This window comes from Nocardia neocaledoniensis (assembly GCF_029868625.1).
Classification (GTDB): domain Bacteria; phylum Actinomycetota; class Actinomycetes; order Mycobacteriales; family Mycobacteriaceae; genus Nocardia; species Nocardia neocaledoniensis_A.
Genome location: NZ_JARWOJ010000278.1, coordinates 1 through 14,799 on the forward strand (window position 1 = coordinate 1; position 14,799 = coordinate 14,799).

The following is a 14,799-nucleotide window of genomic DNA, read 5'->3' on the forward strand; positions in this document are numbered from 1 at the left end:
CCCGGGTGTTCCCGCACACCCGCTGGCTTTCACCCCCGGCGCGGTGCAAGACGGTGCGTTCGAGCCCGGTCGGCTCGCCTTTGCGGGCGATCGAGATCTCGCCGTCGGCGTCGACGATCGCCTGCGACATGTACACCTCGCGCCCGGACCGCTCGGCGAAGCCGATCGAGACGTGGATTCCTCTGCGGCGCGCGGCATAGGCGATCGCGCGCAGTTCGGGACCTTCGGCGGTCAGCGCGTTGGCCAGGTAGCGCGCGAGGAACTCCTCACCCCAGTCGACGGAGTTGAGCCACATCCACCACGGGAACCCGGGCAGGAAGGTCTCGGGAAAAGCGACCAACTGCGCACCGCCGTCGGCGGCCGCTTCGATCAGCTCGATGGCCTGCTCGACCCCCGCTGCGAGATTCAACCACTTCGGCTCGGCTTGCACCGCGGCTACGCGTACGCGACCAGACATCTGTTCCCCTTGTCGCTCAATCCGTGAAAAGTGCTCTATTCACTCTCTCGCAGATCGCGGCGACACAAACTGTCATGGCGTGCCAGGCGACTGACCGTCCGTGCCAAACCGGGCGGCTATTGCGCAGCGAACGCCGGGCCGTGACATTTCACCCGGCGCGGAATTCTCCGGGGGCCATCCCGAATTCCGCCCGAAAGACCCGATAGAACTGGCGTTCCGCGGAAAATCCGGCCGCCGCCGCCACCTCCTCGATCCGCATTCCACCGTCTCGCAACAACTGGCAGGCATGTTCGAGTCGCATCCTCAGCAACCGGCGCGCCGGGCTCTCCTCGCCCTCGAACAAACGGTAGAGGGTCCGCCGCGAGATCGCGAAGCGATGCGCGACCACGTCGACGGTGAGGTCGGCGTCGGAGAAGCGGCGCCGCATGAACGCGATGATCCTGGCGCGGGTCAGGTCGTCGGCGCCCGTGCCACGCGGCATCGACTCGGCGGCGAGCGAGAGCGCCGACGCCATCATCCCCACACCATGGACCGCCAGTTCCTCGGCCACCTCGGGATCGGTGCGCTGCACCCGAGCCAGCCCACGGAAGTAGGCGCCGACGGCGGACGCGGGGTGGTCGGGGCCGAGCGCGATGGCCGACGGTATCCGACCGACCGGGGCGCCGACTGCCTCCAGCGCCGCGATCGGCACCTGCACGACGACCTTGTCGAACTCCTCGTCGATCTCCCACAGGTAGGGCCGGGCGCTGTCGTAGAAGACCATGCTCCCCGCCTCGACATAGGCGGTGCGGCCGTCCTGGTGCATGATCCCGCGACCACCCGCGTAGATGCTGGCCAGGATGTAGCGGTCCGTGGCGGCGCTGATCAGCCGCGGCGTCCGGCGCACGGTCTGCGCGGCCGCCTGGACGGAGGTGACCAGCAGTCCGTCGAATTCCGTTGCGGCGATGCGGCCACCGAACCGCTCGCTGGCGTGCGGGGTCACCGCCAGCGGGATGTAGGTCTCGCACAGCAGCGATTCCCAGCGTTCGATCACCCGCTGGGACGGCTGATAGGGGCCGGTACGGACACTGACCGTGCTATGGCGAGACACCGACGCCGCCCCTCACGCCGTGTGGCGGCTGATCTCGCCGCGCTCCGGTCCGGTGGCGGCGGCGACTCGGTATTCGCCTGGCGTCATCCCGGTTTCGACCCGGAAGGCACGGAAGAAATGGCGTTCCGAGGCGAAGCCGGCGGCGTGCGCGATCGCGGTGGTAGACCGTTCCGCGTCGAAGACGAGCATGCCGCGGGCCCGTTCGACCCGCATGCGGCGCAGCACGGCGCTGAGACCCTCACCCGGCTCGTCGAACAGCCGGTAGAGGCTGCGGCGCGAGGTCAGGCAGGCGCGCGCGATCATGTCGACCGTCAGGCCGGGGTCGGTGCAGTTCGCGCGCATGTACGCCAGCACCTGCTCACGGGTGAGCGCCTGTGCGGACCGGCCGCTCGGGCGCGCCCCGCCGGCGAGGGTGATCGCCGAGGCAAGCAGCCGCACGCCGTTGTCGGCGAGCACGGTGGCCTGGCCGGGGGCGCTCTGCTGGATTCTGGCCAGGTCGCGCATGAACGCGGACACCACGCCCCCTGGACTGTCGGCGGACACGGTGGTCGCGGTCGGCAGCGCACTGCGATCGAGGGTGAGGTATTCGTCGAGCAGCGCCAGCGGGACCCTCGCCACGACCTGTTCCCAGGAACCCTCGAGGTCCCAGTGGTAGGTCCGGGTGGTGTCGTAGAAGACCATGTCACCCGGGCGCACCACCGCGATGCGGCCGTCCTGGTGCAGTCGGCCGAAACCTTCGGTGAGGATGCTGACGAACAGGAACTCGCCGTCGGTGCCCGCGATACCGCGCCTGGTGCGCCGGACGCGTTGCGCGCTGGCGCCCACCGTCGACAATTCGAAGCCGGGCAGACTACCGCGCACGATCCGGCCGTGGAACGACGAGTCCGGTACCGGCTCCACCGCCAACGGAACGTAACTTTCGGAAAGTAGCGATTCCCACTGCGCGAAAGCCTCGCCGCCCCGCAAATCGGGACTGTCTCGCAATGTCAGCTCGACGAGCGGATCCGACGATGCCACGCCACCCACCCCGCTTTCCTGCCGCCGACCAGCAAACCTCGGGCGTTCGAGGTATCGCCCCTTACTTGGGGATCGACACTGCCAGATTCGAGCTGGTATCGCCACTGAATCCGACAGACCGAATCCATTCCGCATGCCTTGAATATTCAACTCGGCCCAGCTTCCGCCGGTGATTCGACACCCGGAGCCGTCCGGTGGTTGTGATGCTCCTCACCAGGTATCGCGGCAACACACGGGCCCGAACGAGCACGAGGAGCCGGGCTCGGCGATTTTCCCGCGACCATCGGTCCCGTCGACAGGCCGGCCCGGGCGCCAGCTCTGCGCCGCCCACGCGGCGGGCTGGGCTCCGCGATGGAACGCGGTGCCGTCCAGCAACTTTCACGCAGGCCTGTCAGCCGGGCGCCGGGCGGCGCAGACGATCGAACATCCGGCGGCCCGTCGCTCGTAGCCGCGTGGCCGGCCTCGACGGTCCCGCCAGCAACGCGACGACCACCGCCAACGCACCGACCGACGCCGTCACCCCCGCGTCCACCCGCAGGGGATGGAGCAGTGTGTCGTAGACGGCCCGCGCGACGCCGTCTCGTGCGGACACCTGCTCGAGATACACCGGCAGCACGACCCACAGCGACAACGCGAGCACCGCCATCGCCACCATCACGCAGGCACCGAGCGCGATCACCGTGTATCGCCGAAACCCCGTGCCCGCCACCAAGATCGCGCCGGCGGCGCAGGCGAGGGCCGCGAGGGCGAGCGCGATGGCACCCCGATCCAGGATCCGCACCGCGCGCTGGGCCCGCGCCAATTCCGCCGACTCCACGATCACGAACTCGGTGCCGAGCGCGAACTCCCGCTCCGGGAGGACGAAACCGCGGCTGTCCAATTCGTCGCCGATCTCGGCCAGCAGGGGATCGAGCGAGATCGCGATGACGCCGGGGGTATCGGTGCGCACCACACCGCCCTCGACGCCGGTGAGCGCCGCCACCGCCCCGCGATGCGCCTGCCGGTTGGCCGCCGTCCACAGGCGCGGGAAGGCGTCGCTGTGGACGAGGGTGCTCGCGGCGTCGGCGATCAGGTCCTCGGTGTAGGCGCCCAGCACCGAAGGCAGGTTGCGCAGTGTCAGCGCGACGAGCGGATTGCGCTCGTCGGGCGCGCTGATCGCCCGGCCGAGGTCGGCGGCGGCGCCCTCGACATCGATGCGGGCGAGGACGGCATCGGTCAGCGTCTCGGCGACGGCGGACTGGATCGCCGGGTCGGCGGCCAGCGGCGCCACGGTGTCGACATAGCGATCGGTGTCGAGCACCTGCGCGCGCAGGTACCCGGCGACCACGGCGACCAGGGTGAGCAGCCCCGTCGCGACGACCAGCAAGAGGACGGCTATTCGCCGATGGAGCGGGATACGGCCACCAGAATCACCTGTCATCTGCCCGGCTTTCTCGCTGATGTCGAGTCCGGCCATCGTATCCCCGCCGGTCGGCGCGGGCGCGCTAACTTTCAGCGGCTAGTCGCCGCAGCATCCCGCCGCCGGCAGCGTCCTGGTCTCCCTGGTCTGGGCGTTGCGGGCGGCGAGGTCGGCGTCGGCCGGGTAGTCGACGCGGACCAGGCTCAGGCCGTGCGCGGGCGCCACCGTCACCGAGCTGGACCGCTCGGATTCGGCGAGCAGGCTCGCGACCCACTCGGGCGCGCGGCGCCCCTCCCCCACCGCGAGCACGGCGCCGACCAGGCTGCGCACCATCGACCAGCAGAACGCGTCGGCGCTGACGTAGGCGTCGAGCCGCTCGCCGTCGCGCTCCCAGTCGAAGCGCTGCAGCTCGCGCACTGTCGTCGCGCCCTCGCGGCGGCGGCAGAAGGCAGCGAAATCATGGAGGCCGAGCAGGTGCCGGGAGGCGGCGCGCATCGCGTCGAGGTCCAGGCCCGGCTTCGCGGCGACGACGCTGCGCGCCGACAGCGGCTCGGCGCCGTAGCGGGCGGTGGTCAGCCGGTAGACGTAGTGGCGGCGGATCGCGGAGAAGCGGGCGTCGAACTCCGCGGGAGCGGGCGCGACCTCGGTGATGCGGACGTCCTTGGGCAGGAATCGCGCCATCCGGTACAGCAGTTTGTCGGCGTCGAGTTCGCCGGTGGTGTCGAAGTGCGCGACCTGACCCTCGGCATGTACGCCGGCGTCGGTGCGCCCGGCGACGGTGAGCTGGATCGGCTCACGGAACACCTTCGACAAGGATTCCTCCAGCGTGCCCTGCACGGTCCGCAGGCCAGGCTGCCGGGCCCAGCCGGTGAAATCGGTGCCGTCGTAGCTGATCCCGAGCCGCACCCGGATCTGCGCGCGCTGCGCACCGGTGTCGTCCATCGCATCCTCCGTAGTCACTGACAAAAGAACCGAGCCCGCCACCCACGCGGGGTGACGGGCTCGGCCGGAAGCCTGGGAATCAGGCGTCCTTCTTGTCCTCGGTGGCCTCGTCGGCGGCCGGGGCGTCAGCCGCGGTCTCCTCGACGACGGTCTCCTCGACCTCGGCGGCCGGGGCGGCCTCGGTCTTCTGCGAAGCGGCGACGCGACGAGCCCGGTCGGCCTCGTTGGTCACGGTCTTCTCACGGACCAGCTCGATGATGGCCATCGGCGCGTTGTCACCCTTGCGCGGCAGCGCCTTGGTGATGCGGGTGTAGCCACCCTCGCGACCCTCGAACGAGGGGCCGATCTCCGCGAACAGGGCGTGCACGACGTCCTTGTTGCGGATGACCTTCAGCACCTCGCGACGGTCGGCCAGGGTGCCGCCCTTCGCCTTGGTGATGATCTTCTCGGCGTACGGACGCACCGCCTTGGCCTTGGCCTCGGTGGTCGTGATACGACCGTGCTCGAAAAGCGCCGTGGCCAGGTTGGCGAAGATCGCCTTCTGGTGCGACGCCGACCCGCCGAAGCGAGCACCCTTCTTGGGCTTGGGCATTGGATTCTCCTTGGGAAAGGTCTACCGGGGTGCCCCCCGATGACCTAGAGCTGTTCGGTCTCGGCGTAGTCCTGCTCGCCGCCGTCGGTGTCACTGAAGGTGCCGGAATCGCTCCAGGTGCCGGTGCTCGCGTCGTAACCCACCACGGAGGACGGGTCGAACGAGGCGGGCGAGTCCTTCAGCGAGAGGCCGAGCGCGTGCAGCTTGACCTTGACCTCGTCGATGGACTTCTGGCCGAAGTTGCGGATGTCCAGCAGGTCCGACTCGGTGCGGGCGACGAGCTCGCCCACCGTGTGCACACCCTCGCGCTTGAGGCAGTTGTAGGACCGGACGGTGAGGTCCAGGTCCTCGATCGGCAGACCGAAGGAGGCGATGTGATCCGCCTCGGCCGGGCTGGGGCCGATCTCGATGCCCTCGGCTTCGACGTTGAGCTCACGGGCGAGGCCGAAGAGCTCGACCAGGGTCTTGCCGGCCGAAGCCAGCGCGTCCCGCGCCGTGATGGAGTTCTTGGTCTCCACGTCGAGGATGAGACGGTCGAAGTCGGTGCGCTGCTCGACACGGGTGGCCTCGACCTTGTAGGTCACCTTGAGCACCGGGGAGTAGATCGAATCCACCGGGATCCGGCCGATTTCCGCACCGGTCGCCTTGTTCTGCACGGCGGGCACGTAACCGCGACCCCGCTCGACGACGAGCTCGATCTCGAGCTTGCCCTTGTCGTTCAGGGTGGCGATGTGCATGTCCGGGTTGTGCACGACGACGCCGGCGGGCGGCACGATGTCACCAGCGGTGACGGTGCCGGGGCCCTGCTTGCGCACGTACATGGTGACCGGCTCGTCCTCTTCGGAGGACACGACCAGACCCTTGAGGTTCAGGATGATGTCGGTGACATCTTCCTTCACGCCGGGAACGGTGGTGAACTCGTGCAGGACACCGTCGATGCGGATGCTCGTGACCGCGGCCCCCGGGATGGAGGACAGCAGGGTACGACGCAGCGAGTTGCCGAGGGTGTAACCGAAGCCCGGCTCGAGGGGTTCGATGGTGAACTTCGAGCGGTTCTCCGCCACAACCTCTTCGGTCAGTGTCGGACGCTGGGAAATCAGCATGAGGATCTACTTCCTGTTCAGGGCGTCCGCTATTTGACGCCTAATCAGTGATTGCGGGGGCCGCCATGTGAGCGGCCCCCACCAAAAGCGCTTACTTCGAGTAGTACTCGACGATGAGCTGTTCCTGCAGCGGCACATCGATCTGGGCACGCTCGGGGAGCTGGTGCACCAGGATCCGCAGGCGGCCGGGGACGACCTGCAGCCAACCGGGAACGGGACGCTCGCCCAGGGTCTCGCGTGCGACCTGGAACGGCAGGGTCGGCAGCGACTTCTCCTTGACATCGATGATGTCGTACTGGGAGACCTGGTAGCTGGGCACGTTCACCTTCACACCGTTGACGGTGAAGTGACCGTGGCTGACCAGCTGACGAGCCTGGCGACGGGTACGGGCCAGACCGGCGCGGTACACGACGTTGTCCAGACGCGACTCGAGCAGACGGAGCAGGTTGTCGCCGGTCTTACCCTTGAGGCGGTTGGCCTCTTCGTAGTAGCGACGGAACTGCTTCTCCATGACGCCGTAGGAGAAGCGAGCCTTCTGCTTCTCCTGCAGCTGCATCAGGTACTCGGATTCCTTGATCCGCGCGCGGCCGTGCTGGCCGGGCGGGTAAGGACGACGCTCGAACGCCTGGTCGCCTCCGACGAGGTCGACGCGCAGACGACGCGACTTGCGGGTGATGGGGCCTGTATAACGAGCCATTTTTCGCTAAATCCTTTCCCGCTAGACGCGACGCCGCTTGGGCGGACGGCAGCCGTTGTGCGGCTGCGGGGTGACATCGGAGATCGAGCCCACTTCCAGGCCGGCGGCCTGCAGCGAACGGATCGCGGTTTCGCGGCCCGAACCCGGGCCCTTCACGAACACGTCGACCTTCTTGACACCGTTCTCCTGCGCCTTGCGGGCAGCGTTCTCGGCGGCGAGCTGCGCGGCGAACGGGGTGCTCTTACGCGAACCCTTGAAGCCGACGTGACCCGACGACGCCCACGAGATGACATTGCCCTCGGGGTCGGTGATCGAGACGATGGTGTTGTTGAACGTGCTCTTGATGTGCGCGTGGCCGTGCGGGATGTTCTTCTTATCCCGGCGACGCGACTTCTGAGTCTTCTTCGGGCCAGCGGCCCGGCTCTTCGGAGGCATACGCTATCCCTACTTCTTCTTGCCGGCGACGGTCTTCTTCGGACCCTTGCGCGTACGCGCGTTGGTCTTGGTGCGCTGACCACGAACGGGCAGGCCACGACGGTGGCGGATGCCCTGGTAGCAGCCGATCTCGATCTTGCGGCGAATATCGGCCTGGACCTCGCGGCGCAGGTCACCTTCGACCTTGAACTCCGACGCCTCGATGTAGTCGCGGAGCTTGGTCAGGTCGTCGTCGCTGAGATCCTTCGAGCGCAGGTCCGGGCTGACGCCGGTCTGAGCCAGGATCTCGGTGGCGCGGGTGCGCCCGATTCCGAAAATGTAGGTCAACGCGATCTCCATGCGCTTCTCGCGCGGGAGATCGACGCCCATCAGACGTGCCATGTGGCAGGTTCCTTAATGGTTGCGGAGGTCTGCTCCCTGTCCGTCCCCCCGTCTTGAGGTGGGGGCACCGGCCTCCGTACCGGTGGTTGGCGCGCACAGCCTGCGTGCGTGCTGGAGCTGGGAGTTCTTCTTTTCGGTCAGTCCGATCAGACGATCGGTGCCCGGCGGTGCTGCTGGATCAGCCCTGGCGCTGCTTGTGGCGCAGGTTGTCGCAGATCACCATGACCCGGCCGTGACGGCGGATCACCTTGCACTTCTCGCAGATCTTCTTGACGCTCGGCTGAACCTTCACGTCCGTCCAATCTTTTCTTGGTCCACAAGGTCTGTGAACACAGTTTTTCCCCAGCCGACGACTGGGGAAGTCTTTGTAGCGCGCTCCGACCTCGGCCGGAACACCATGCGACGCCGCGTGCGCTTCAGGCTCGCGGCGTCAGGCAGGCATCACTTGTAGCGGTAGACAATCCGGCCGCGTGAGAGGTCGTACGGCGACAGCTCGACGACCACGCGGTCCTCCGGAAGGATGCGAATGTAGTGCTGCCGCATCTTTCCGCTGATGTGCGCGAGAACCTTGTGACCGTTCTCGAGCTCGATCCGGAACATCGCATTGGGCAGCGGCTCGACAACTCGACCCTCGACCTCGATGGCCCCGTCTTTCTTCGCCATATCCTCCGCGATCCCGGTTATGCTTCTAACCTGAGTTGGATTGCCTCGTAGCTGCTCGCTGGCATGCGAGCAGTCGGCGCATGGGTGCACCGCCGCTCAAGCTTACCGGTCCGGACCTCCAGAGGCAAAAACGCCCCGAACCGTACGCCGGTCCGGGGGTCCCGTCCGCCCGGACCGCCCGCCGCCGGGCAGGGGCTGTCGCGTAAACTCACCGACGTCGGAGAAGTGGGTCGAGGAGATCGGGGGACCCTGGTGAGCGGAGCGCACCGGTGAGCCGCAACAACGACAGCCTCCCCATGTTGCCGCCGTGGCTGTCGGAGAGCGAAGTCACACAGGTCGGGTACGAGGCTCCGGTCGAGAACCTGCCCCAGGACGACCTGATCGACGAGGCACCCAAACGCCGCCGCTTCATGGGCCTCGGGGGAAACGACGACAAGAAGGAAAAGCGCGGTCGTCGCCGCAAGTCCGAGGATCAGGCGAGCGAAGCGCAGGCCACGCCGCCCACCGAACAGCCCGGCCGCCGGCAGTCGAGTTGGGGCGCTGACGCGGCGAACCCGCCCGCCCACACCGATCAGCGGCTGCCGGACCACCAGTCCCGGCAGGGACAGCCGCCGCAGTCCCCCGGTCCGCAGGGGTCCTGGCCGCCGCACGAGCAGGTACGTCCCGATGCCGGTGCGGCGTCTCCGCAGGGCACCCGACCGCCCGTCGACCCGGGCCCGTTCTCCCAAGCCGTTCCGACTGGCGATCCATCCGCGCACGGCGGCTTCCCCCAGGCCGGCCCTACCGGGGATCCCTCTAACGAGCCCACCGCTGGCTCTGCCGCGCCGGGCCCGTTCTCTCAGTCGGGCACGATCGGGGAAGACCCGTCCGCTCCGAATCCGTACTCCCAGTCCGCCCCCACCGGTGGCCATTCCGCGCCGGGTACGAGTACTGGTCCGACGTCCGCCGATCCCCTCGCCGGTCAGCCGGGTCTTCCGGCCCAGGGTGGGCCGTCGCTGCCGACCCGCACGCCCGGCCCGCCGTCGAACGGGTTCACGCCCCTCGGCACGAACCAGCGCCAGCTGCCCGACCTTCCGCCCCCGCCGCCGCTCCCCGACCCGCCCGCACGCCCACGGCCGACGGAAGCGCCGCCGCGGCTGACCGACCCGAGCGATACCTCGACGCGCCCGACCACGCCCGCCGATCGGGCGGACGCGTCATCGCACCCGGCCGGCGCTTGGTCGATGCCCGACGACGCGGCCGCCGAAATGAGCGGGACCGACGCCGTGGGGCCCGGCACCGACCGGCTGACCGAAGGCGGCCCGGAGCAGCCGAGGAATCCGGCTGCGTCCGACAGCAGCTCGACGGGCGCTGTCGGATCGCCGACGCCCAACGCGCCGACCACCGGCGGCACCACGGGCTCTCCCGATCGAGTAGGCCGACACAGCCTCAACGAGACCGGGCCCCAGGACAGCGACGTCCCCGTGGGCGCCGCGCCGCCATCGCAGTCGCTTACCGGCAGTGGCACACCGGGTGTGTCCGGCACCGTCGGCGCGAGTGCTTCCGTACCCGGCGACTCCGCGACCCGGACGACTCCCCCGTCCGCCGCGACCCCGTCGCACGGCGGCACTCCGAACCAGGGACCCGCGGCGAACTCGGCACCCGCCGACGGCGCCGACCGCCTGTCTCCGTCGACCGGCAGCGCGGCTCAGCGGCCGACTCCTGCCACCGGCCAAGTGCCCACGGCCGCGGAAACACGCACTCCGACCGCGGATCTCCCACAGTCGACCGCGGGCACATCTACCGACGCAGCCCCGGTGGGCACGGCCTCGCCGCACACCGGATCGGCACGAACAAGCACGGGCGCGCCGTCGACCGGTTCCGCACATGTCGGCACCGGCACACCAACCACCGGTGCCACACAAGCCAACACCGGCACACCAACCACCGGTCCCGCACAAGCCGACACCAGCACACCAACCACCGGTGCCACACAAGCCAACACCGGCGCTGCGAACACCAGGCCCACACAAGCCGGCACCGGCTCGGCGAACACCGGTCCCGCGCAAGCAGGTTCGGGTGTGGGTGAGGCGTTGGCGCAGGGCGACTATCGAACCGCCTACGCCACCGGCGGATCCGTGGGGTCGCCGTACAGCTCCGGCGTTCCGCAGCAGGCGCCAGGGCCCGAATCGCAGTCGCCGTATGCGACGCGGACACCGGCTCACCCTGGTGCGCAGTACAACTCGATTCCCGGTGATCCTTCGCCCGGGGCCGGCACCCAGGCGCCCGATGCGCAGACCGAGATGTTGCGCCACGACGACCCGCGTCTGCGGGCCGCGCAGACTCAGGCGCCCAGTGGGGACTACGCGCAGCCGGGCCGCCACAGCACTGCCGGCCAGCCGCAATCCGGTTACGGCTCCGGCGAATTCGCACAGCCCTCCGCTCCGCACCAGCCCGCGGCCAGCTCGCCGGAACTCCCGGTCCAGCGACCCGACGGCACCTGGACGCACCCTGTCGGTAGCCAGAGCGCGCAGGCAGCCAGCTCGCCCGAACTTCCGATCCAGCGACCCGACGGCACCTGGGCCTACCCCAGTGGCAGCCAGAGCCCGCAGGCGGCCAGCTCCCCCGAACTCCCAGTCCAGCGACCCGACGGCACCTGGACGAACCCTGTCGGTAGTCAGAGCCCGCAGGCAGCGAGCTCACCGGTCCAGCGGCCCGACGGAACCTGGGCCCATCCCGACGGCAGCCCGGCCCCGCCGCCGAACAGCGCGCCGCAGATGCAGCAGCTGCCGGACGGTACCTGGGTCCCGGTGGACGGCAGGCAGGCGCCCGATGGTGGTGCCGCGCAGTGGAATCAGCAGTATCAGCAGCCTGCCCCGCCGCATTACCAGCAGCCGCCCGGCCACGGGCAGTGGGGCGCGACTCCGCAGCAGCACGGCTACCAGCCGCCCTCGCTCGACAATGTCCCGGTCAAGCGTGCGAAGAAGACGCCTGGCAGCGGCTGGCGCAAAGCGGTGCACCATGTTTCGGGCGGCGCCATCAACCCCGGCATGTCCGCCGAGGAGCGCAGGCTGCAGGAACTGGTGGCGCGGATCCGTCAGCCCGTGCGCGGTGACTACCGGATCGCGGTGCTCTCACTCAAGGGCGGCGTCGGCAAGACGACCACCACCATGGGTCTTGGCTCGATCTTCTCCTCGATCCGCGGCGATCGGGTGATCGCGGTCGACGCCAACCCCGACTTCGGCACGCTGTCGCAGCGGGTACCGCTGCAGACCCGCTCGACGGTGCGCGATCTGCTGCTCGATCCGGCGATCCAGCGCTATTCCGATGTCCGCAGGCACACCTCGCAGGGCTCGAGCAGACTGGAAGTGCTTGCCAGCGAACGTGATCCGGCCGCGTCGGAGGCCTTCAACGACGAGGAGTACCGGGCGGTGGCCCGGATCCTGCAGCGGTTCTACAACATCATCCTGACCGACTGCGGTACCGGCCTGATGCACTCGGCGATGAGCGGCGTGCTCGATCTGGCCCACTCCCTGGTACTGATCTCCTCGGCGGCGATCGACGGCGCCCGCAGCGCCGCCGCGACCTTGGACTGGCTGTCCCTGCACGGGCACGACCATCTGGTCCGCAACGCGGTCGTGGTGATCAACCTGCCGCGCGAGGGTTCTCCGAATGTCGGTGTCCAGCAGCTGCGCGAGTACTTCCTCTCGCGCTGCCGCGCCGTGCACATCATCCCCTACGACGAGCACCTGTCCGAGGGCGCCGAGATCGACCTGCACCGCCTGCACAAGTCCACCAAGCGGGCCTACGTCGAGCTGGCGGCCACCGTGGCCGACGAGTTCGCCGTCGACCACCGCCGCTTCGGTTAGCTCACCACTCCGGGAGCCTGCGGCGGCCCGCGGTCACGTCGCGGACCAGGTCGTCGTAGGCGTCGGCGAGTTCGGCGAGGTGGTGCCAGGCGCCGTGCAGCATCTCGTCATGGGCGGCCATCGTCATCAGGGCGTGGTGCGCGCGCACCCACCACACGGCCAGGCGGTCGATGACCGCGCCGATGGTCTCGGTGTGCAGGGTGGCGCCGAGGCGGTGCTGGGGGACGCCGCGGTGCACCCAGTCGTCGATGGCGAGGACGAGTTCGGCTCGGCGGCAGTCGATCTCACGCTGGACCACCGGATCGGTGTCGACGAAACCACCGCGGCCGACGATCCGCTTCTCGTGCAGCACCGCGAGATCGCGCGCGAACCACAGCAGCGGCCCGCCCACCACGCGGTGGCCGCGACACGCCCGGACGAGCAGATCGGAAAGTGGCAGTAGACCGGAAGATGCCGGTGGACCGGCGGGATCGACACACCGCAATGTGTCGGGGAAAGCCATTACTACCGTGGAACTCTCCGCACCAGCCACGTTGCCTCGCCGTCGTCGCCGCACAGCACCGGATCAGGACGTTCATTACAATAAACCTCGCAAGCTCACTGTCAAGCATTACTCGGCCGTAGGTAACCCAGACGAGTACACTTCGTTACCTGCACGACCTACCGAGGAGCATGATGGCGGACGGTCCGACCTACCTCCGGATCGCAGACCTCCTCCGCGAGGAGATCCGCGCGGGCACGTGGAAACCGGGCGACCGGCTGCCCAGCCATTCCGAGCTGGCCGAGCAGATGCAGGTCTCGATCACCACCTCGCGCAACGCGATCCAGGTGCTCGTCGCCGAAAACCTCGTCTATACAGCGACTTCCCGCGGCACCATCGTCCGAAACCAGGAAGTGCTGGAATCCGTGGTCACCGACCACATCCGCCCGGACCGGCCGCGCTCGGCGCACGACATCTTCGAGGAGATCGCGCGCGCGGCCAACCGCGAGCCGACCAAGGAATTCAGCACCAGGATGGAGCCCGCCGACGATCAGGTCGCGCACTGGCTCGGTGTCCCCGTCGACTCCTGGGTGCTCGCCCGCACCGTGGTGCAGTACCTGGACAACGAACCGTGGTCGTGGGAGGTGAGTTTCTACCCACGCGATCTCGCCGAAGCGGCGAGCATCGACTCCCCCCATGACATTCCCGAAGGCACCACCCGGCGCCTGGCCGACCGCGGCTACGGCGAGACCGCCCACCGCGACACCCTGGCCGCGCGCCCGGCCACCGCCGAGGAGGCCGCCGTGCTCGGCGTCGCCACCGGCACCGTCCTGCTCGACCACCTGCGTATCGGCGCCAACCACGAACGGGTCACCCGGGCGACCCGGCATCGTTCCCTGGCCGGCCGCAACCGGCTGGCCTACCAACTCGGCGACGCGGCGGGCACCGCCGTCATCGCCCGCACCCTCGGCATCGCACCCGGATCCGCCGTCGCGTTGCCATGACCGTCGGGATGCGCCCGGCCACCCTGGGCGACCTACCGCTGATCTGCCGACTACGCGTGCAACGGACCGCGTGGCTCACCACCCGCGGCTCCGATCAGTGGACGGTGGCCGGGCGCGGGCGGCCCATCGAGATCTTCGCCTGCGCGGTGGGCAGGGCCCTTGACGCGGGCGAGACCTGGATCGCCGAGGTCGACGGCGAGCCGGCGGGCACGATCACCGTCAACCACCGCGCCGATCCGGGGCTGTGGTCGCCGTGGGAGCTGGCCGAATCGATGATCGTGCACTTCATGATCGTCGACCTGCATTTCGCGGGTCTGCAGATCGGGCACCGGATGCTCGAGCACGCCGCCCGCCTCGCCGAGAAGAAGCACCGCGACTGGGTCCGGCTGGACGCCTGGACCTCCAATCGCGAGCTGCACGACTACTACCGCAGGGCGGGCTTCACCCTGGCCCGCATCGCCGGTCCGCGGGCCCGCGGGCCGGCCAGCGCGCGGTTGGAACGGCGGTCCGACAGTTGGGGGTGCCCCCCCGGGGGGGGCCCCGCGGGCCCCCGGGGCCCCCCCCCCCCGGGGCCACAAACCCCCCCAACCCCCCCCCCCCCCCCCCCCCACCCGGGCCCCCCCCCCCGGGGCGGGGGGGGCGCGGGGCCCCTGCGGGGGCCCCCCGGCCGGGGACCGCCAACTGTCGGTA

Annotated in this window: 16 protein-coding genes; 3 read left to right on the forward strand and 13 right to left on the reverse strand. The window is 69.3% G+C overall.

The genetic code is table 11. The features are described 5' to 3' along the window. The 12 genes from QH270_RS21135 to infA all read right to left on the reverse strand — a co-directional run. Window positions 1-457 (reverse strand): nitrilase-related carbon-nitrogen hydrolase (locus QH270_RS21135; protein WP_280345196.1); only part of this gene is annotated, 457 nt, incomplete at its 3' end. A gap of 148 nt (window positions 458-605) precedes the next feature. Beyond that, a complete protein-coding gene (locus QH270_RS21140) occupies window positions 606-1,547 on the reverse strand; it encodes an AraC family transcriptional regulator (RefSeq protein ID WP_280345200.1) in 942 nt (313 codons plus the stop codon). A gap of 12 nt (window positions 1,548-1,559) precedes the next feature. Beyond that, complete coding sequence (locus QH270_RS21145) at window positions 1,560-2,699, reverse strand: helix-turn-helix domain-containing protein (protein WP_280345202.1); 1,140 nt, start codon at window positions 2,697-2,699, stop codon at window positions 1,560-1,562. Window positions 2,700-2,955: 256 nt separating this feature from the next. Continuing rightward, the gene (locus tag QH270_RS21150) at window positions 2,956-4,020 is read right to left on the reverse strand and encodes a hypothetical protein (RefSeq protein ID WP_280345204.1); all 1,065 of its coding nucleotides are present in this window, start codon (window positions 4,018-4,020) and stop codon (window positions 2,956-2,958) included. A 42-nt stretch (window positions 4,021-4,062) separates the two neighbouring features. Then, on the reverse strand, window positions 4,063-4,869 hold the full coding sequence (gene truA, locus QH270_RS21155) for a tRNA pseudouridine(38-40) synthase TruA (RefSeq protein ID WP_348537677.1): 807 nt from the start codon (window positions 4,867-4,869) through the stop codon (window positions 4,063-4,065). 115 nt (window positions 4,870-4,984) lie between these two features. After that, complete coding sequence (gene rplQ, locus QH270_RS21160) at window positions 4,985-5,497, reverse strand: 50S ribosomal protein L17 (RefSeq protein WP_280345208.1); 513 nt, start codon at window positions 5,495-5,497, stop codon at window positions 4,985-4,987. A gap of 44 nt (window positions 5,498-5,541) precedes the next feature. Beyond that, window positions 5,542-6,600 carry a DNA-directed RNA polymerase subunit alpha gene (locus tag QH270_RS21165; RefSeq protein ID WP_022567324.1) on the reverse strand — a complete coding sequence of 353 codons (1,059 nt, stop codon included), beginning with the start codon at window positions 6,598-6,600 and terminating at the stop codon, window positions 5,542-5,544. A 91-nt stretch (window positions 6,601-6,691) separates the two neighbouring features. Beyond that, window positions 6,692-7,297: a 30S ribosomal protein S4 gene (rpsD, locus tag QH270_RS21170; protein ID WP_110037139.1), complete on the reverse strand. Its 606-nt coding sequence runs from the start codon at window positions 7,295-7,297 to the stop codon at window positions 6,692-6,694. 21 nt (window positions 7,298-7,318) lie between these two features. After that, window positions 7,319-7,732, reverse strand: a complete 414-nt coding sequence (rpsK, locus tag QH270_RS21175; RefSeq protein ID WP_019045110.1) for a 30S ribosomal protein S11 — start codon at window positions 7,730-7,732, stop codon at window positions 7,319-7,321. Window positions 7,733-7,741: 9 nt separating this feature from the next. Further along, window positions 7,742-8,113, reverse strand: coding sequence for a 30S ribosomal protein S13 (gene rpsM, locus QH270_RS21180; RefSeq protein ID WP_019045109.1), 372 nt, complete (start codon window positions 8,111-8,113; stop codon window positions 7,742-7,744). Window positions 8,114-8,291: 178 nt separating this feature from the next. After that, entirely contained in the window at window positions 8,292-8,405 is a 114-nt protein-coding gene (rpmJ, locus tag QH270_RS21185) for a 50S ribosomal protein L36 (protein WP_011207363.1), read from the reverse strand. Between the two features lie 149 nt (window positions 8,406-8,554). Next, window positions 8,555-8,776 (reverse strand): translation initiation factor IF-1, encoded by a 222-nt coding sequence (infA, locus tag QH270_RS21190; protein WP_003418601.1) that lies wholly within the window; start codon window positions 8,774-8,776, stop codon window positions 8,555-8,557. A 269-nt stretch (window positions 8,777-9,045) separates the two neighbouring features. Between infA and QH270_RS21195 the strand changes: the two genes are divergently transcribed. Then, a complete protein-coding gene (locus QH270_RS21195; protein ID WP_280345212.1) occupies window positions 9,046-12,624 on the forward strand; it encodes an AAA family ATPase in 3,579 nt (1,192 codons plus the stop codon). A gap of 1 nt (window position 12,625) precedes the next feature. Here QH270_RS21195 and QH270_RS21200 read toward each other — a convergent pair whose 3' ends face one another. After that, window positions 12,626-13,126, reverse strand: a complete 501-nt coding sequence (locus QH270_RS21200; protein WP_280345215.1) for a DUF4254 domain-containing protein — start codon at window positions 13,124-13,126, stop codon at window positions 12,626-12,628. A 173-nt stretch (window positions 13,127-13,299) separates the two neighbouring features. On the opposite strand from QH270_RS21200, the gene QH270_RS21205 reads away from it, so the two are divergent. Both QH270_RS21205 and QH270_RS21210 read left to right on the forward strand, forming a co-directional pair. Further along, entirely contained in the window at window positions 13,300-14,109 is an 810-nt protein-coding gene (locus QH270_RS21205) for a GntR family transcriptional regulator (RefSeq protein WP_280345218.1), read from the forward strand. Beyond that, window positions 14,106-14,799, forward strand: a 694-nt coding sequence (locus QH270_RS21210) for a GNAT family N-acetyltransferase (protein WP_280345221.1), incomplete at its 3' end; no start/stop codon positions are given. The genes QH270_RS21205 and QH270_RS21210, both read left to right, overlap by 4 nt.

Coding starts and splice junctions, on each gene's coding strand:
- QH270_RS21145 (WP_280345202.1), bottom strand. CDS start 2,699: ATGCGGAATGGATTCGGTCTGTCGGATTCAGTGGCGATACCAGCTCGA.
- QH270_RS21150 (WP_280345204.1), bottom strand. CDS start 4,020: ATGGCCGGACTCGACATCAGCGAGAAAGCCGGGCAGATGACAGGTGAT.
- rplQ (WP_280345208.1), bottom strand. CDS start 5,497: ATGCCCAAGCCCAAGAAGGGTGCTCGCTTCGGCGGGTCGGCGTCGCAC.
- QH270_RS21165 (WP_022567324.1), bottom strand. CDS start 6,600: ATGCTGATTTCCCAGCGTCCGACACTGACCGAAGAGGTTGTGGCGGAG.
- rpsD (WP_110037139.1), bottom strand. CDS start 7,297: ATGGCTCGTTATACAGGCCCCATCACCCGCAAGTCGCGTCGTCTGCGC.
- rpsK (WP_019045110.1), bottom strand. CDS start 7,732: ATGCCTCCGAAGAGCCGGGCCGCTGGCCCGAAGAAGACTCAGAAGTCG.
- rpsM (WP_019045109.1), bottom strand. CDS start 8,113: ATGGCACGTCTGATGGGCGTCGATCTCCCGCGCGAGAAGCGCATGGAG.
- infA (WP_003418601.1), bottom strand. CDS start 8,776: ATGGCGAAGAAAGACGGGGCCATCGAGGTCGAGGGTCGAGTTGTCGAG.
- QH270_RS21200 (WP_280345215.1), bottom strand. CDS start 13,126: ATGGCTTTCCCCGACACATTGCGGTGTGTCGATCCCGCCGGTCCACCG.
- QH270_RS21205 (WP_280345218.1), top strand. CDS start 13,300: ATGGCGGACGGTCCGACCTACCTCCGGATCGCAGACCTCCTCCGCGAG.